12 protein-coding genes are annotated in these 17,130 nt (G+C 48.2%); 2 read left to right on the top strand and 10 right to left on the bottom strand.

Annotated elements, in window-relative coordinates; all coding sequences use genetic code 11:
• Positions 1–26 precede the first annotated feature (26 nt).
• A complete protein-coding gene (locus CDA54_RS01420) occupies positions 27–2,216 on the top strand; it encodes a YgiQ family radical SAM protein (protein WP_099033209.1) in 2,190 nt (729 codons plus the stop codon).
• Here the strand turns inward: CDA54_RS01420 and CDA54_RS01425 are convergent.
• From CDA54_RS01425 to CDA54_RS01460, 8 genes are all read right to left on the bottom strand, one after another.
• Complete coding sequence (locus CDA54_RS01425; protein ID WP_099033210.1) at positions 2,213–3,475, bottom strand: MgtC/SapB family protein; 1,263 nt, start codon at positions 3,473–3,475, stop codon at positions 2,213–2,215. The genes CDA54_RS01420 and CDA54_RS01425 overlap by 4 nt on opposite strands.
• Before the next feature lie 102 nt (positions 3,476–3,577).
• On the bottom strand, positions 3,578–3,949 hold the full coding sequence (locus tag CDA54_RS01430; RefSeq protein WP_099033211.1) for a VOC family protein: 372 nt from the start codon (positions 3,947–3,949) through the stop codon (positions 3,578–3,580).
• A gap of 207 nt (positions 3,950–4,156) precedes the next feature.
• Entirely contained in the window at positions 4,157–5,254 is a 1,098-nt protein-coding gene (locus CDA54_RS01435) for an acyltransferase family protein (protein WP_099033212.1), read from the bottom strand.
• Between the two features lie 12 nt (positions 5,255–5,266).
• On the bottom strand, positions 5,267–6,565 hold the full coding sequence (gene nagP / locus CDA54_RS01440; protein WP_229748047.1) for an N-acetylglucosamine MFS transporter NagP: 1,299 nt from the start codon (positions 6,563–6,565) through the stop codon (positions 5,267–5,269).
• A 48-nt stretch (positions 6,566–6,613) separates the two neighbouring features.
• Entirely contained in the window at positions 6,614–7,741 is a 1,128-nt protein-coding gene (gene nagA, locus CDA54_RS01445) for an N-acetylglucosamine-6-phosphate deacetylase (protein ID WP_099033213.1), read from the bottom strand.
• A gap of 8 nt (positions 7,742–7,749) precedes the next feature.
• Complete coding sequence (nagB-II, locus tag CDA54_RS01450) at positions 7,750–8,748, bottom strand: glucosamine-6-phosphate deaminase NagB-II (RefSeq protein ID WP_099033214.1); 999 nt, start codon at positions 8,746–8,748, stop codon at positions 7,750–7,752.
• Positions 8,748–9,644 carry an N-acetylglucosamine kinase gene (gene nagK, locus CDA54_RS01455; protein ID WP_099033215.1) on the bottom strand — a complete coding sequence of 299 codons (897 nt, stop codon included), beginning with the start codon at positions 9,642–9,644 and terminating at the stop codon, positions 8,748–8,750. The genes nagB-II and nagK overlap by 1 nt, the downstream gene beginning before the upstream one ends.
• A gap of 374 nt (positions 9,645–10,018) precedes the next feature.
• Complete coding sequence (locus tag CDA54_RS01460; protein WP_099033216.1) at positions 10,019–10,732, bottom strand: SapC family protein; 714 nt, start codon at positions 10,730–10,732, stop codon at positions 10,019–10,021.
• Positions 10,733–10,968: 236 nt separating this feature from the next.
• Here CDA54_RS01460 and CDA54_RS01465 point away from each other — a divergent pair, with 236 nt between their 5' ends.
• Positions 10,969–12,459 carry a tryptophan halogenase family protein gene (locus tag CDA54_RS01465; RefSeq protein ID WP_099033217.1) on the top strand — a complete coding sequence of 497 codons (1,491 nt, stop codon included), beginning with the start codon at positions 10,969–10,971 and terminating at the stop codon, positions 12,457–12,459.
• Here the strand turns inward: CDA54_RS01465 and CDA54_RS01470 are convergent.
• A complete protein-coding gene (locus CDA54_RS01470; protein ID WP_099033218.1) occupies positions 12,451–13,971 on the bottom strand; it encodes a tryptophan halogenase family protein in 1,521 nt (506 codons plus the stop codon). The two genes, CDA54_RS01465 and CDA54_RS01470, sit on opposite strands and share 9 nt — an antisense overlap.
• Positions 13,972–14,097: 126 nt before the next feature.
• On the bottom strand, positions 14,098–17,067 hold the full coding sequence (locus tag CDA54_RS01475) for a TonB-dependent receptor (protein WP_099033219.1): 2,970 nt from the start codon (positions 17,065–17,067) through the stop codon (positions 14,098–14,100).
• Positions 17,068–17,130: the final 63 nt, after the last annotated feature.

Consider the following 17,130-nt stretch of genomic DNA (forward strand, 5'->3'; position numbering starts at 1 on the left):
CAACTCCGTCAGGTCCTGTCCGTTATATGAATGTCACCGCAACCATTAAAGCTGAGCGCTCGCTCTTTTCCTATCCAAAATACTGGGCTCATTGCTATGGAACAGCACCTTTCCTGCCTATGAGCCGGGCAGAAATGGATGAATTAGGTTGGGACAGCTGTGACATTATTCTGGTGACCGGCGATGCTTATGTAGATCATCCCAGTTTTGGCATGGCAGTCATAGGCCGTGTGCTGGAGTCCCATGGATTCCGTGTAGGGATTATTGCTCAGCCTGACTGGCGTAGCAAAGAAGCCTTTATGGCATTGGGTAAGCCCAATCTGTATTTCGGGGTCACTGCCGGTAATATGGACTCGATGATTAACCGCTACACAGCCGATAAGAAACTGCGTCATGACGATGCTTATACGCCAGGCAATGAAGGTGGTAAGCGCCCGGACAGGGCAGTAACGGTTTATGCGCAGCGTTGTCGTGAGGCGTTTAAGGATGTGCCCCTGATTATTGGTGGTATCGAAGCCAGTTTGCGCCGTATTGCCCATTATGATTACTGGTCTGAAAAAGTACGCCGTTCGGTGCTGTTCGATGCCAAGGCCGATATGCTGATGTTCGGTAATGCCGAACGACCTCTGGTGGAGGTAACGCACCGTTTAGCGGCAGGAGAAGCCATCGCCGATATCCGCGATGTACGTGGTACCGCTATTATCGTTAAACAAGCGCTGGAAGATTGGCAGGGGGTGGATTCCACACAGCTAGACAGACCCGGAAAAATCGATGCCATCCCCAGTCCTTATCAGACGGTCTCTGACTGTGACGATAAAAAGGCATCTGCAAGCGAATCACAAAACTCAGACGGTGCTAAACCCGTTGTGGTTCAGGCTGACAATCGCCGTAAGCCCTGGGAAAAGGTTTACGTGAAATTACCGGCCTTTGAGACAGTGTCAGAAAATAAGCCTCTGTATGCGCATACATCAAGGATTTTGCATCAGGAAACCAATCCTGGTTGTGCCAGAGCACTAATGCAGCGCCATGGCGACCGGCATATCTGGATCAATCCACCGGCAATGCCGCTGGAAACCCCTGAAATGGATGCGGTATTTGATTTACCCTATCAGCGCGTCCCTCACCCCGTTTACGGTGACGCCAAAATCCCTGCCTATGAGATGATCCGCTTCTCAGTGAATATTATGCGCGGTTGCTACGGTGGCTGCTCCTTTTGTTCAATCACCGAACATGAAGGGCGTATTATTCAGAGCCGATCAGAAGATTCAATCATCCGCGAGATAGAAGACATTCGGGATAAAGTTCCCGGTTTTACCGGCGTAATTTCCGATCTTGGTGGCCCGACTGCGAACATGTACCGGTTGAAATGTCGCAGTCCAAAAGCCGAAGCCACCTGCAGGCGGCCCTCCTGTGTGTATCCGTCAATCTGTGCCCACATGGACACCGATCATACACCCACAATAAACCTGTACCGTCGGGCACGTGAGTTAAAAGGTGTGAAGAAGATTCTCATCGCATCCGGCGTACGGTACGATCTGGCGGTAGAAGATCCCCGTTACATTGAGGAGCTGGCGCGACATCATGTCGGCGGCTACCTGAAAATCGCTCCTGAACATACAGAGGACGGTCCGCTGTCAAAAATGTTGAAACCAGGTATGGGAAGCTATTACCGCTTTAAAGAGCTTTTTGATAAATACTCAGCAGAAGCCGGTAAGAAACAGTATCTGATTCCTTATTTTATTGCCTCGCATCCTGGCACTACCGACGAAGATATGCTGGCACTGGCGATTTGGCTGAAAGAAAATCGATTCAGGCTGGATCAGGTACAAAATTTTTATCCATCACCTATGGCCAGTGCGACGACCATGTATCACACCGGAGTCAATGCGCTCAGGAAAGTCACAAAAGACAGTGAAGAAGTTCCATCCGCTAAAGGTGAGATCCATCGCCGTCTACATAAAGCGATGCTCAGATATCACGACCCCCAAAATTTCGCACAGATCCGCAATGCACTGGTAAAAATGGGCCGTGAAGATCTGATTGGCAGGGGCCCTCAGCATCTCGTGCCTCCGGAGTCTGCCGATGAAAAGCGGCAGAAGGCGAAAAAAGGGGGGCGCGGAGAACGTGCGTTAACCAAACATACTGGTTTACCCCCTCAACCCAAATGGCAGAAAAGGGCCAAAGCAAAGAAACCTTCCGCCAGAAATGCAGGTTAAATAACAGATATGCTGGCCAGGCCACAGACTACAGCCAGTGCCAGCGGTCCTAAAACATTAATCAGCATAGCTTTACCGGCAATGGATACTGCCATCAGTGATTTTACTAATGAGTTGCTGCAGGCGGCCAGCACGATACCGGTTACAGCCACACTGGCTTGCGTTTCCCCCAGACTCATCCGTGACAAGGTCAGATTGATGGGATCCACATCAGCAATCCCCGATACCAATGCCAGAGCATAAATACCCGCATCACCAAACAACTCCTGCATCAACTCCCCCAGCAGTAGTATCACAACCAGTAAAGCGCCGAAAAACACCGCAGATTTAAGCTCTAGCGGGTTCAACAGGCGGGTGAGAGATGTAGGCTGATCCAGCTTCCTGGTTCGCCACAGTAAAGCTGCAATGATAAAGATCACCAATGTCATCACTGTCATGGGTAGCCACAGCAATGACAAAATGGCAGGGTTTATCAGGGTTGCTACTAATAATACCCGCGGGAACATCGTACCACAGGCGATAAGAATGCCTGCGCTAAGCTGACGTTGCAGCGATGCCTGATCTCTGGCCAACCTGGAAAAATGTAATGTCAGTGCAGTAGAGGAGGCCAGTCCGGCGCTCAGAGCTGTAAGCATGATACCTTTATCGGTACCGGCAAATTTCATCGCAAAATAACCGATGAAAGATATGCCGGCAATCAGGACAACCATCCACCATATTTCATATGGATTAAGAACCTGCCAGGGGCCATATCCCTGATCAGGCAGGACCGGTAATAATACAATCGAAATCAACAATAGCTGTAAGCCAGCCTTGAGTTCCTGATCTTCAAGTTGGTGCAGCCAGCTATGCAGCATCTCTTTATAACGCAGTAATAAGGCGGTAACGATGGCCGCAGAGGCCGCCAGTTCAACCTGTTCAAGTGCGGCCAGCATGCCAAGCATATAGGTCAGAAGGAGACTTACCAGCCCGGTGATACCGGCATCTTCAGAGTCTTGCTTACGGTTTATGTAAGCCATGCTGATTGCAAGAGCGAAACCAAGAAACAGCAATCCGGTAGCCGGTTCACCAATAAAGGGCAACATGATTGCCGAACAGCCACCGGCAAGACCCGCCAGACCATAGGTTCGCAGACCGGCAATACGCTTTCCATCTCCTGCACTGCGCTGCTTCCAGCCCCGCTCTATACCTATAAGCAGGCCGATAGCCAGTGAAATGCCGAGTAACACAAAAGAAGAATTGTAGATGTATTCAGGCAAAATAATTTTGGCTAAAAAGAAGTTTATTTATCAAGAATATAGGAAAAACACGGCATGAGGAAAAGAATTGTGTTTTGTATCCTGAAACCTTACTAAGTAACTTTATTGTCTGGAATGCAGACCCAGTTTATTGCCTTCGCTATCGCTAAACAACCCAATAAAACCATGCTCACCTATACTCATTTTTTCCTGTAGCAACTTACCACCTGCAGTTTGTATGTTATTCAGACAGGCAGTGACTTCGTCACACATAAAGTAGATCATCAGTCCAGCCTGAGCAGGTGTATATTGCGGTCCTTTTACCAGCGCGCCACTGCAACCCGGATTCTCGTGATTAAAAGGAAACATCGCCATCAGACAGGGGCCCATTTCGAGCACTTCCAATTCAACATTAAATGCTTTGGTATAGAACGCTTTGGCTCTGTCCATATCGGTTACGGGAATTTCAAACCAACCTACGGGATTACCATTCATTACAGTTCTCCTGAAATATGTTTAGGGGTGCAGAATCAGTAAAGCAGAGGAGGTGTAGCAATGCCAGTTACTGGTGTTGAGAGCGGTATGTAAGGGGACCGAAAGGGTGTGTGGAGGGACGTGTTGTTTGGGAAATCCCTTTCCTGGCTGTTATAGCACTCTGAAGGAGTAAGTAAAGCGCATGCCAGCAGTGGCATGCGCGAGAGATCAGAGCTTAATAAATATTTTACGTTTAAACAGCCACAGGCTGAGCAGGTAAAACATGCCTACAACCAGCAGGGCAAAGACCAGCGAAGCGTTGTGCGCCGACAGAAACTGATTAAGAAACTCATAACCCAGGCGATGCGCACTGATAACTTTTTCACCATTGTCTCCCTCAACGTCAAATATCAAGACCTGTCCCATGGTCGTCGCAAACAGTGAAGACAATACATAGATGAACAAGGGATTGCTGCCATAGATTTGTGCCCATTCCAGTGATTTGTGCCAGCCCCGCATATCGTGGGCAAACACAATCAGGGCCAGCAATAACCACGCAAAACCGGCCGTGACCAGTACATAGCTTGATGTCCAGAGTGGCTTGTTAATGGGCATCCATTGGTGCCAGATAACACCAGCAAGCAACGCCAATACGCCATAGCCTAACAAGCGTTTGATTTTATCACTGCTGCTGTGACATTCCGCCAGCATGGCGCTGGTAAGATAGCCAATGATGACCGTTACGGTTGCTGGCAGGGTAGAAAGCAGCCCTTCAGGATCAAAGGCAACACCAAAGCCTTTATACAGATGGCTTGCACCAAGCAAATAGAGATCGACCTGCCTGGCCAGGTTAGACTCCAGTGCCCAGGGAGAAGCTTCTGTCAGCATCAGTGCAAAATAACCCAACAACATCAGACCCGAACATATCCACAAGCCTTTTTTGTTGGCAATGGTGAGTATCAATATTGCCGCCAGGAAATAACACAACGCGATGCGTTGCAGCACACCCATGATTCGCCAGTTTTCAGCGGACTCATTAAAGGGATAAATATTTAGCATAAGCCCAATTAAAAACAGCAGGGCAGTGCGTTTAATGATCTTCAGCCAGGGGATTTCACCTTTTTGAAGGCGGCTCATAGAGTGAAACATGGCCGCACCGACAATAAACAAAAAGAACGGAAACACCAGATCGGTAGGTGTCAATCCACTCCACTTGGCATGTAATAACGGCCAGTAAACGGAGCTCCAGGAGCCAGGTGTGTTGACCAGAATCATTGCAGCCAGCGTCAGTCCACGAAAAATATCAAGGCTGAGTTCACGTTGCATTATGAATCTCCCTTACCAGCTGCGCTTTTTATGCCCGATGAGAGCAAAATACAGAATAAATAAATAGCAGGGTAGCAACACGATATAGCCAAATTGCTGACTCTTCGCATCTCCTATGCCGCTTGCCAGACCCCATAAAACCGGGCCAATTGCACCGCCAGCAATACCCATTACCAGCAATCCAGAAGCAGTACTGGTAAGTCTTCCAAGTCCTGACAGGGCTAACGGCCAGACTGCAGGCCAGACAATGGCATTGGCCAGGCCGAGGACGGCTATCAACAGTAAAGTGTCAGGCAGCACAACACCACCAAATGGAGCCAGGAATGTATCAGCCAGAACAGTGGATTCACTGTTACCAAAAACAATTAACAGCGACAACAATATTCCCAGTATGGCGGAACCTGTTAGTGCTGTTTGCTGAGAAAGTACTCTTGGAATAAGAATGATACCGAGTATATAGCCGGTCACCATAAAGCCCATGGTATAGGAGGTCATCACACTGTAATTGGCGACACCAAGTGAGAGGGCAAAAGCACCAATAGTGTCTCCGGCGATGACCTCTGCAGCCACATAGAAGAAAATAGTGATCACACCCAATACCAGGCTGGGATGAGCCAGTGCTTCTTTCACGGTTCCGCCGGCGTCCTGTTCTTCTTTTTCTATGATTTCAGGCAGTGGACAAAACTTAACCCCCACGGCAAATAATCCGAGAAAAGCCGCAAGACCAAGATAGGGAAGAATAAGCCCATCAGCCATCAGATCAATTTCTTCCTTAGTCAGTTCTTTGCCTACCAGCCCTGAAAAACTACTGGCAATTAGCGCTGTAAAGACAATAGGAGCAACGATGCCAGCCCCTTTATTGAGGATCCCCATGATGCTGACTCTGACCGCGGCCGATTCCTCTGGACCAAGTCTGACCACATAAGGATTCACCGCTGTTTGTAACAGTGTCTGGCCGATGCCCATGACTAACTGAGCAAACAGAAACAGGCCAAACAATTGCGTCTTGGCTGCCGGAATATATAAAAGTCCGGCCACCATCATACAACCGATTGCCATAGCCATACCGGTTTTGTACCCCACTTTGCGAATGACCCAGGCTGAGGGAATAGCGGTAAATGTGACGGCAATATAGAAAGAAAACAGGATCAATGAAGCTTCAAATGGCGTTAGTTGCAGGACCTGTTTGAGGTACGGCATTAAAGAGCCATTCAGCCAGGTCGCAAAGCCAAGAATAAAAAACATGGCAGCAACAATGGCCATTGGCACAAAATTGCTTTGGGTAAGTTGTCTGGTACTTGCTGTTTGCATTTTTTACACCTTATCTGATGCCTTCTCAGTGGCATGCTTTTGTTATTTTCAGCTCAACACAGGCTGTCCGCCAATCCAGCATTGCTCTACTTTCTGTTCATCGTTGAGTAACACCATATCTGCATTAAAACCGGGCTGTAATTTGCCAATATTTTGCGCCAGCCCCAGATAATTTGCGGGGGTGAGAGATGCCATCTTCAGACAATCCTGTAAAGGCAATTGCAGATTCTGATGACAATTACGCACAGCGCTGGCCATATCCAGAGCTGAACCTGCCAGGTTGCCTTCAGGAATCGTCAACTTATCTCCCTCACGCCTGATGCGCGTATCAAAAAAGGGCAACTCGCTGGCGTCCGAACCCACATGAGCCATGGCGTCGGTAACTAACATTATCTTGTCTGAACCTTTGGCACGAATCGCCGCCAGAGCACTCAACGGGTGAACATGGTAAAGATCAACAATAAGCCCTGCATAACTGTTCTCATCAGCCATTGCAGCACCTACCATACCAGGCGCACGACTGGTGAGCGGCGACATGGCGTTAAACAAATGCGTAAAACCGCTGGCACCGGCTTCCAGTGCCTCTGTTACTGTCTGAGCATCGGCATTTGAATGGCCCAGACAGACCTGTACACCTTTACTAACCAGTTCACGAATAATATCAGCCGGCACGTTTTCCGGGGCCAGCGTTACAATCACTTTACCCAGATCCTGACGACAAAACTGTATCAGTTCGGCATCGCTGATCGGGCGAATAAAGTGCTCCCGGTGAATACCTTTTTTAGGTTTGCTCAGGTGAGGCCCTTCGAAATGAATACCAAGAATACCAGGCAGCTGTTCTTCGATGGCCTGTGCCATGGTGTCGGCAGCCATTTCGATACGCCTGATATCGTCGGTAATCAGGGTTGGGGTCATCGCAGTAGTACCGAAGCGGCTGTGCGCCTCCCGGATCCTGCCTAGTCCATCTATACTGGTGTCAGTATTAAACAAAGCACCACCGCCACCGTTGACCTGAACATCCACAAATCCGGGGGTGAGCAAGCCATCCAGCTGGATGGCCTGCGCCCCGGGTTGCGGTGCCAGGGAGAGCACATGATTTCCTTCGATGGTAATCGTGGCATTTTCATGCATCTTCTCACCATCGAAGAAATATTTTGCCTGATAGGTTGTTGACATAAAAAGACCTACAGCGTCTGAGTAACTTTGTTCAGGCCTGCCGGGGCATCGGGGTTGTATCCCATTTCCTGAGCAACCTTTTCCACATCCAGATAAAAACGCTGCAACAGCGTCAGAGGAGCAAGCCTGGGATGAATATCTTTAACCGGTTGGGCCATATGGCACAGTTTGGCACCACGACGGCCCACTTCGATGATCTGTTCACGATGACTGTTAAAAGATTCATCTTCTATGGTCAGATCGATCACTGCCAGTTTTTTCTCCACCAGCGTGACCGGGCCATGCAAAAACTCTGCGCTGGAAAACGCCTCGGCGTGAACACTGCACACTTCTTTGAGTTTAAGTGCGATTTCGCGCCCTATAGCATAACCAAAGCCGCGTCCAAGGACCACACAATGGCGTAACTCACTGACAAAGCTCACATCCAGCTGAACCGGCGAATCAATGCTCTGTTGTAGTTTCTGCGGCAGGCTTTCAAGCGCTTCAATCAGCGTATCATCCTGCTTCCAGTAAGCAACCATTTGCAGTAGTGCACTTAATGTACACAGGTAGCTCTTCGTTGCGGCTACAGCTTTTTCTTCACCGGCATTGAGAGGCAGAACCATATCCACCATTTCTGCTAATGGTGAACTGATATCGTTCACCAGTGCGACGACCAGCGCTCCGGCTTTCTTGGCAGATTCAGCCTGAGCCAGAATGTCAGGACTGCGTCCGGATTGAGAAATAACAATCACTAACGCCTGACTAAGGTTCAGTGACTTACCATACACACTGGCCACGGAAGGTGCTGAAGCGGTAACAACTGTGCCGGTTTCTACTTCAATCAGATACTTGGCAAATACACCGGCATGATCTGAAGAGCCTCGTCCTACCATCAGTACAAACGCAGGATTAAAACCTCTGATCTTCTCTCCGAGTTCCAGACAGGCCTGCCGGTTTTGTTCTAACTGAGTTTGAATACGTTGTGGAGTTTGGGTGGCTTCCTGAGCCATCAGACTGGTCGACATTAAAGGGTCTCACTTATGGCATATTTATGTTGAACAAAGAGTACCGCTCCGACTTCCGGACTATGAATAGCGGTCTGAATGTGCGGCCTTACGTCCTCTGCCAGCCAGTTATTAAGTGGGGCCGACAGGCCTCCAATCATTGCCAGGCGGGGAGGGTGGTAAGCTAACAATTTTCTGAATAACTTATTAATATAATCAGCAGCTGACATAACAATATCCAGCGCAATCGCATCTTTTTGTGTTTCGGCTTGCTCGATTACCAGAGGTGCAAGTCTGGCATAAGCAGAAGGGGGAAGGTTAGACATTTTTTCTGCCAGTTGCTGTGCGTCGGTACACTGGGTGAAATTAAGCAGTTTATCTACCAACTCGGACCGGGGAATTAAACCGTCAAGGGCTAACAGGCTGTTAACTACAGCCTGATGTCCAATCCAGGCGCCGCTGCCCTGATCGCCAACGCCGAAACCATACCCGCCGAAAGAGTGTTGTTCACCGTTGACCCGAACCATCCCTACTGAGCCGGTACCAGAGATAATAACGCCACCGTCTTCACCATCATGAGCGCCAAGGCAGGCAATTTCCAGATCCGTGGTAATATACATTTGTGCAAAAGGGTGGTCCCATTGCTCCAGCATCCGTCGGTATTTGGGCAAGTTAACACCGGCAAGACCGACACCGGCATGTATCTGGTCAATGCATTGTGATGACAGCCCTGCTTCTTTCAGAGCCAGCTCTGTGGCACTGAGAATGGAGTTGATCGCCAGGTCAAGCCCCTGATTAGGATTAGCCGGGCCTGATATCCCTTCACCAAGAGCATCTCCGTGTTCATTTGTCAGTAACACGCGGCACTTACTGCCGCCGCCATCTACGCCCAGAAAATATTGTTGCTGGCTAGTCATACATTACCTTTTACATGCGAAGCCGAAAGGATAGGTCACAAAGGCTCATTATTCTGGATGAGAATAGCAGAACAATGACAGCGTTGTCATTTCGTTTTGCAATCCCATTATCACCTTGCATAATCTTTGCGTCCTGTCACTTGGGTTAGCGCGCTGACATATCGATAGATAGAGCTGATTGATCGCGCTTTACAAAGCGACTATCAGTCTGGTCCTGGTCGATATCATTAACATAAATGACAGCGCTGTCATTTATGTTAACAAAGGTTATCAGGAATGCAAAGGTTTTGTAGCCCAATATATTAATGTTGTGACAGAAAAATAAAAAAGGGAGCAGCGCTCCCCATTTTAGTCTCTGTACTTTACACTACGTATCACCCATGCACCTGCATATATCGGGCTGTCAGCCGGTGTATTTGTTGCATCGAAAAAAGTTGTGCGTATATTGGCGCCAGCAGTCCCTGCTCGCGCATTTCATTGAATTCCTCATTGCTCAGCTGATTGAGTTTCTCTTCATCAATGCCATAAATACCATTGATATTGAACTCTTTGCCGTTCTTCATTTTGACCTGCATATCCCTTGGCATAAATAGTGACTTTTGTTCCAGTAACTGAACGAACTTAATGGTTTGCTGTGTATCGTTGATGTAAGAGGCTATTGACTTTGCTCTGGCCTGTAAAAATTCGGTTTGCTCGCCCTTTTCATCAAACAATGCATGCTCTTTATCTTTACCTACTAAAGGATGCTTTTCGTCAATACATACGGCCAGCTCCTCAGATTGCTCATCTTTGCGACCGATAGAGAAGGGCGCATTACGCATAGATTGTGGCAGGTAAAGACCGCTCCAGGTGTCATTCTGACAATACAGGTTTTCGCCTCGCGTCAGTCCCATCATTGCAACCGCATGAAGTTGCTGCGTATTTTCATTACGCACAAACACAATGGGAAACTCCGCCGCCACACCGACAAACTCACGCACCAGTACCGGAATGACATGGTCACCGGCATATGTTTTGTGGAGTGCTTTGTTATCTACTTTAAGCTTGCCGTGAACACTGTAGTCAACGGGAACAATCTTTTCACTCATAAATTACCTTCTACTTCTATATTAGCCGTTAAAATTTTGCGCAGTACTTTGACACAGAAACAGGATCATGACGAGTAGCTTTTAGCACGTTTATTCACCGAATCCCGCCATCAGGCAACAAATCACAGGTCTCAGTGTTTAAATTGGTTGTAAAATGATAACGCTGTCATTATGGTTAAAACTGGACTTTGACAAAAAAAGTTACGCGACTACAAGTCAAATAAGATGAGACGGCGATGACAAATAATCCCATTCAGAATTTAGTAGTAGTAGGCGGTGGAACCGCCGGTTGGATGGCTGCTACCAGCCTGAAGAACTGTTTCCCTCAGTTAAACGTAACCGTTATTGAATCTTCAGAAATCGGTACTATTGGTGTAGGGGAAGCGACTATTCCCACTATCCGTCGTTTTTATGCTCAGCTCGGCTTTACCGATGAGCAGGTTATCAAAGCCACTCAGGGAACCTGCAAGCTAGGCATTCAGTTTAATGGTTGGCGTGATCCGAAAAGTAGCTTTATTCATCCTTTTGGCAGTTACGGGGAAGCGCTAAATGGCGTGCCATTTCATCATTACTGGTTAAAACATCAGCTCTGCGAATCTGCGGGCGATCTTGAACAGTATTGCGTTGCAGTCCAGCTGGCAAAACAGAATCGTTTCAGTTTACCACCAACCCGGCCGCAGTCGGCATTATCCGTTTTTGACTGGGCCCTGCACCTTGATGCAGGCTTGTTTGCAACAATGTTAAAACAACATGGGCAGACACAAGGAATACATTGTATCGATGCTAAAGTGCAGCAGGTGGATACCGATCCTGAAAACGGCTTTATTCGTACCCTTCGATTATCCGATGGGCAACAGGTTGAAGGAGAGTTATTCCTTGACTGCAGCGGCTTTAATGGCGTACTCATTGAACAGACTCTGAAAACAGGATATCAGGACTGGAGCCAGTGGTTACTGTGTGATTCGGCAGTGGTCGCTCAGAGTCATCATGATGGGGAACCCGCTCCCTATACTCAGGCTAATGCCAGAACCGCTGGCTGGCAATGGAAAATTCCATTACAACATCGCCAGGGGAATGGACTGGTATATAGTTCACAACACCAAAGTGATGAACAGGCCGAAACAGAATTAAAGGCAAATATTGACTCAGAATTGCTACATCCTCCCAGAGTATTGCGTTTTACACCAGGGCGTCGCAATAAAGCCTGGAGCAAGAACTGTATCGCTGTGGGTCTGGCCGCGGGTTTTTTTGAACCCGTAGAGAGCACCAATATCGCTCTGATTGAAACGGCTATTGAGAAAATTAAACTACTGTTTCCTGATTGCAGCATGCCGTCATCATTAGTGGATGAGTTCAATTTCCGAATAGAAAAAGAGTATGAAAGTGTCCGCGACTTTGTACTATTGCACTACTGTCTGAATCAGCGTGATGAACCATTCTGGCAGGATTACCGAAAAATCCCTCTGCCTGATACGCTGACCCATCGCATGCAACTGTTCAGGGCAAATGGCTTGCTACCGCGTCAGCGTCATGAAATTTTTCAACCCAACAGCTGGCTGGCACTGTTTGATGGTTGTCATTATTATCCAGAGCAGTACGACCCCAGCATTGAACGTTTCCCTGTACACCACATCAGGCAAGGTTTAACCAGGATGCGTGAGAGCATAAGTCAGGCTGTAGAGCGCAGCCCGACCCATAGTGATTTCCTGCGGCGCTGTCTAGACTGACTCCACAGCTTGCTGGTGCAGGTACTTAGCCTGTGGATCAAAATTGAGACTACATCTATGCAAAAACTCACTTATTTTTTTCAGATTGACCTGCTTGTCAGTGGCAGAAGGGCGGCGAAGTTTTTGCGATTTTGGAAAATAGCCACTCCCGGCGAGTAAACAGTGCCAGGAGATAGGGGAGTAATACCCTGTAATGCGCTGACGTGTTAACTCTTCCTCCAGGTTTCCACCCTGATTCCAGACATCCAGAATATGACTCAGCGAATCAGACATATTCTTTTGATTGTTCTGGCAGTCAAGCCAGTACTGGGTATCTGTACGGCTGCTGGTGATATAGTGGCCAACAATGTAATCTCTGATACCTTCGAAGTATCCGTTGATAGTGGCGTTATAGGCGCTTTGATTCTGCTCAGAAAACTGACCTTTTTCATAGGCATCAACAAAAAGTGCTGCCGCTTGTTGTACCAGAAACAGGGCGGTAGCCTCCAACGGTTCGATAAAGCCCTGAGACAACCCGATGGCAAGACAATTCTTATGCCAGTGCTTTTCCAGTCTGCCCACTTTCATTTTCAGGTGCCTTGCCGGAACATCTTCATCCAACAGACCTAACGCCGTTCTGAGTTCGACCTCTGCCTCTTCAGCACTGCAATACTGGCTGCTGTAGACATAGCCATTGCCATGGCGGTTAGTCAGCGGAATCTGCCAACGCCAGCCACACTTCATGGCGGTAGACAGGGTTTGTGATGGTATCTCAGAGGTGCTATTACTGGGAATCGCGACCGCTGCATTGTTAAACAGGTTTGAATCAAAAGACGTAAAAGGTACCTTCAGCGCTTTTTGCATCAGCACCCCGGAAAACCCTGAGCAATCAACAAAGAAATCAGCGTCAATCTGCTCCCCTTGTTCTGTTTTGAGACAGGTAATATGCCCACTTTTCGATTGGACGACCTCACTGACCTTTCCCTCTTTATGTCTTACTCCCAGTTTTTTAGCCTTATCACGTAAAAAACGCCCCAATAGGGATGAGTCAAAGTGATAACCATAATTCGGCTCGAAGGGGAAATTGTAATGGGGAACCGGTGCAAGGTGTTTCTCCGCCAGCCGGGGAGAGAGAAAAAAATCATTGGGGTGTGCCGGTACATCAACGCCCTGACGACGCATGTGAGCGCTGTGAAAAAAAGCCGGAGCAAACTGCTCGTCGAGCCGGAACTTAAAGGGGTGAAAATACTCCTTATAACCTTCTCTGGTAGACCACTGACTGAAGGTAATACCGACTTTGTAGGTGGCGTTACACTGTGGCATCCATTCTTTCTCGCTGATGCCCATTCGTTCAAAAAATTGTCGTAGCGCTGGTGTAGAGCCTTCGCCCACACCAATAATGCCAATATCGCTGGATTCGAGCAGGGTAATTTCCACGGCTTTGTCCTGCCAGTGTCTGGCCATGATCATGGCTGTCATCCAGCCTGCTGTACCACCGCCCAGAATGACTATTTTATGACTTTTGTCAGACATTTTTCGTATCCTTAAACCTCATATACATCGCTATGCTACACAGACAGCTATGGCTTTAAAACAAAAAATCCCCGCTACAATGAGCGGGGATTTAACTGGTTATATTAAATAACCGTGCTCACTGTATTACCAGCGACCACGAACTCCCATTGTCAGGCGACGTTCATAGATGTCCTGAGCGATGGTGAAGTCTTCCCACTGATAGTACATGTTTTCAAATTCTTCGGTCAGGTTACTACCGGAGAAATAGACACTGATATTTTCGTTGATATCATAGCTGGCCGACATGTCTACGTAAGTTGTTCCCTCAGCATACAGGGCCAGACCACCACCACCGAAATTACGGCCGCTTTGTCCAACAAAGCGCTCAGAACGGTAGTTGGCTGCCAGACGAACCTGCAAAGGCCCTTTTTCATACCACAGTACCGCATTACCGGAGTTCTCAGAGTTGTCGTTCAGGGGCAGTTTGTTGCTCTCGAAATCCCTGGTATCAGAGGTGCTCGGTGCATAGGTATAGTTCAGACCCGCACCAAAGCCACTCCAGAAACCGGGCAGAAAGTCAAAGCCCTGCTGATAGGAGAACTCATAACCTTTAATGGTACCGCCATCACCGTTTACCGGTCCGGTAACCTGTACCTGGCGTCGTTCAACGCCATCAGCATCAGGCACAAACTCAGTGGTCACATCGGTGGTCAGGTTAGACTCAATGTCCATTTTAAACCAGGCTACGCTCAGCAAACCGGTATCTGAGAAATACCATTCCAGGGTCAGATCGTGGTTTGTTGCACGGGTCGGCTTCAGGTTAGGGTTACCGGTTCGGGTGGCTTCTACCGCATAGCGTTCACCAACCGGTACATCACTGACTTCGCCCTGGTTAATGGCGGTACCTACAGTCATACCACCACCAAGGTTGCGGGTATCCAGACGGTTCATGGTTTTACCGTAACTGGCCCTGGCAATCAGCTCATCTGTCAGGTTCAGTTTGAAATTCAGTGCCGGCAGTGTGTCGGTGTAGGACTGTTCGGTTACTACGTCTCCTGCATCCTCAACAACACTGGCAGGACAAGCACGACATACTACATCTCCCAACAGGTTCTGGGTAACCTTCAGGTCCGTTTTGATGTACTGCACACCTAAATTGGCTTTATAAGGCATACTGCCTAACTCGCCGTCCAGCTTGAAATTAACGTAAGCCGACTTACTGGTTTCCAGCACATTATACGACTGATTCGGGTCATCATGTTTGAAGTTGCCCGGATACAATGCGTTCTGGAAGCCGATATGGTCGTCCATTATCTCAGGGTTGATAAAGAAGTAATTACCAATGTCTGCAGGACCAAAGTCATCTGATTGAATAATCCAGGAAGAGGGCAGGTTAGTAAAGTTCAGATAGTTGTCGTAACCGATGGTTTTATCACCGCCTGCACGGCTGAATTCACCGTCACCATTAGTATCATTCGCCACTTCACCCTGATCTTTCCACATTACATCTGTGGTCAGCCCATCCTGAGTGATGGGGGCCAGCAGAACATAGGTCTCACGATTCACATGACGACGACCTTTACGAATACCGAACTCGACCGTTGTCAGGTCTGAAGATTCAAAGCGATAGGTACCATCAGCACGCAACACATCTAATGTTGCCTCTTCATAGTAGTTTTCTTCAGAGTAGGTAGAAATAATCGCATAATCTTCCATACTCTGACCCAGATCTGACGGGTAAGTCAGTTGTGGATGTTCACCACTGAAATCACGGATAACAGGCACACGTCCTGAAACACCCTCAGGGTGAACAGGTATTTCACCGGTGCCGTCGTTACGGAACAGACTCTGGCTGGCTCCGTCGGTTAAAAATGACTGAGCGATGTTATGGGTTGTATCCCGCTGACCTTCACCGTGGATGTAGCGCACAGAGCCAACAAAAGCGCCGCCGTTATCAAAATTAAACTCCAGGTTCGTGTTTAATGAATCCCGGTCATTGGTGCGGCTCTCTGATGTGGATGCAATACGCGGCGCATTGAGCACACCGGTATTCGCGGTATACAGGTCAGACCCCGCAAGCCCACCATCGCTGATTACACCACGCTTAACCAGGTCGTCACCGTGTTGTTCCCAGCCAAAATCACCCCAGGCGTTATCCGCCACCAGGCCGATAGAGCGGTCAGCATCGTCCATTTCTGTGTAGAACACATCACCGACCATTTCTAAGGAATCGGTAAGTTGCGCCTGAATCGTGGTGGAGATCCCTAAACGCTCACGTTCAGTTTTACGGTTCATATTTCCGTAACCGATAAAGGTTACCAGAGCATCATCCTGGTCCCCATCACCGGTTCTGTCCTCACCGATACCGTCCCAGGCGTTACCTTCGGTTTGCGCTCCGGACCAACCAATGTTCGGTGTTCCTAAACGGTAGTTGGCAAGATTGATTTTATCCCAGGACACCGAGGTTGAGATTCCAAATCTGTCGGTGTTGTAACCGAAAAATGAAGTAATTTTCTTATCATTTTCACCGGTGTAGTTACCCCGAGACAGCTCTGCTGACCCCACATAGGTAAACCCTTCTTCCAGGCTAAAGGGTCTGATGGTTTTTAAATCCAGCGTACCGGAGATACCACCAGCAAGAATTTTAGACGTTGGAGATTTATAGACATCAATACCACTTACCAAAGAGGAGGGGATATCAGAGAAGTTAGGCTGAACGGTTGTTATAGAGCCTGCGCTGAGGAACTGCTCACCATTGAGTAAGGTGCCAACCGAGCCAACACCGCGAATGTTGACACCTGAACCTTCACCTGCTGAGCGGTTAATCTGGATGCCTGGCACTCGTTGCAAGGTATCTGCAATGGTAATGTCCGGCAACTTACCAATGTCTTCAGCTGTTATACTATCGAGTATGCCATCGGCAAAACGTTTATTGTTCAGATCTGCTTTAGTTGATGCACGTAAGCCACGTACCTGAATCACTTCTACGCCATTGTCCTGTGCGCTGTTTTCGTCGCTCTCCTGCGCAATGGCATTTTGTGCGCTTATGCCGGCAGTTACCATCATTGCCAGGCTTAAGCCCTGGGTAATTTTATTGAGTTTGGTTGATGTCATGATGCCCTCTCATGAAGCTGTTTATTGTATGTTGTGTGATGACAGCGTTGTCATTCGCTTATA

Origin of the sequence: Lacimicrobium alkaliphilum (genome assembly GCF_002591895.1) — a bacterium.
In the GTDB taxonomy this organism is placed as follows: Bacteria; Pseudomonadota; Gammaproteobacteria; order Enterobacterales; family Alteromonadaceae; genus Lacimicrobium; species Lacimicrobium alkaliphilum.

Coding starts and splice junctions, on each gene's coding strand:
- CDA54_RS01420 (WP_099033209.1), top strand. CDS start 27: ATGAATGTCACCGCAACCATTAAAGCTGAGCGCTCGCTCTTTTCCTAT.
- CDA54_RS01430 (WP_099033211.1), bottom strand. CDS start 3,949: ATGAATGGTAATCCCGTAGGTTGGTTTGAAATTCCCGTAACCGATATG.
- CDA54_RS01435 (WP_099033212.1), bottom strand. CDS start 5,254: ATGCAACGTGAACTCAGCCTTGATATTTTTCGTGGACTGACGCTGGCT.
- nagP (WP_229748047.1), bottom strand. CDS start 6,565: ATGCAAACAGCAAGTACCAGACAACTTACCCAAAGCAATTTTGTGCCA.
- nagA (WP_099033213.1), bottom strand. CDS start 7,741: ATGTCAACAACCTATCAGGCAAAATATTTCTTCGATGGTGAGAAGATG.
- nagB-II (WP_099033214.1), bottom strand. CDS start 8,748: ATGTCGACCAGTCTGATGGCTCAGGAAGCCACCCAAACTCCACAACGT.
- nagK (WP_099033215.1), bottom strand. CDS start 9,644: ATGACTAGCCAGCAACAATATTTTCTGGGCGTAGATGGCGGCGGCAGT.
- CDA54_RS01460 (WP_099033216.1), bottom strand. CDS start 10,732: ATGAGTGAAAAGATTGTTCCCGTTGACTACAGTGTTCACGGCAAGCTT.
- CDA54_RS01465 (WP_099033217.1), top strand. CDS start 10,969: ATGACAAATAATCCCATTCAGAATTTAGTAGTAGTAGGCGGTGGAACC.
- CDA54_RS01470 (WP_099033218.1), bottom strand. CDS start 13,971: ATGTCTGACAAAAGTCATAAAATAGTCATTCTGGGCGGTGGTACAGCA.
- CDA54_RS01475 (WP_099033219.1), bottom strand. CDS start 17,067: ATGACATCAACCAAACTCAATAAAATTACCCAGGGCTTAAGCCTGGCA.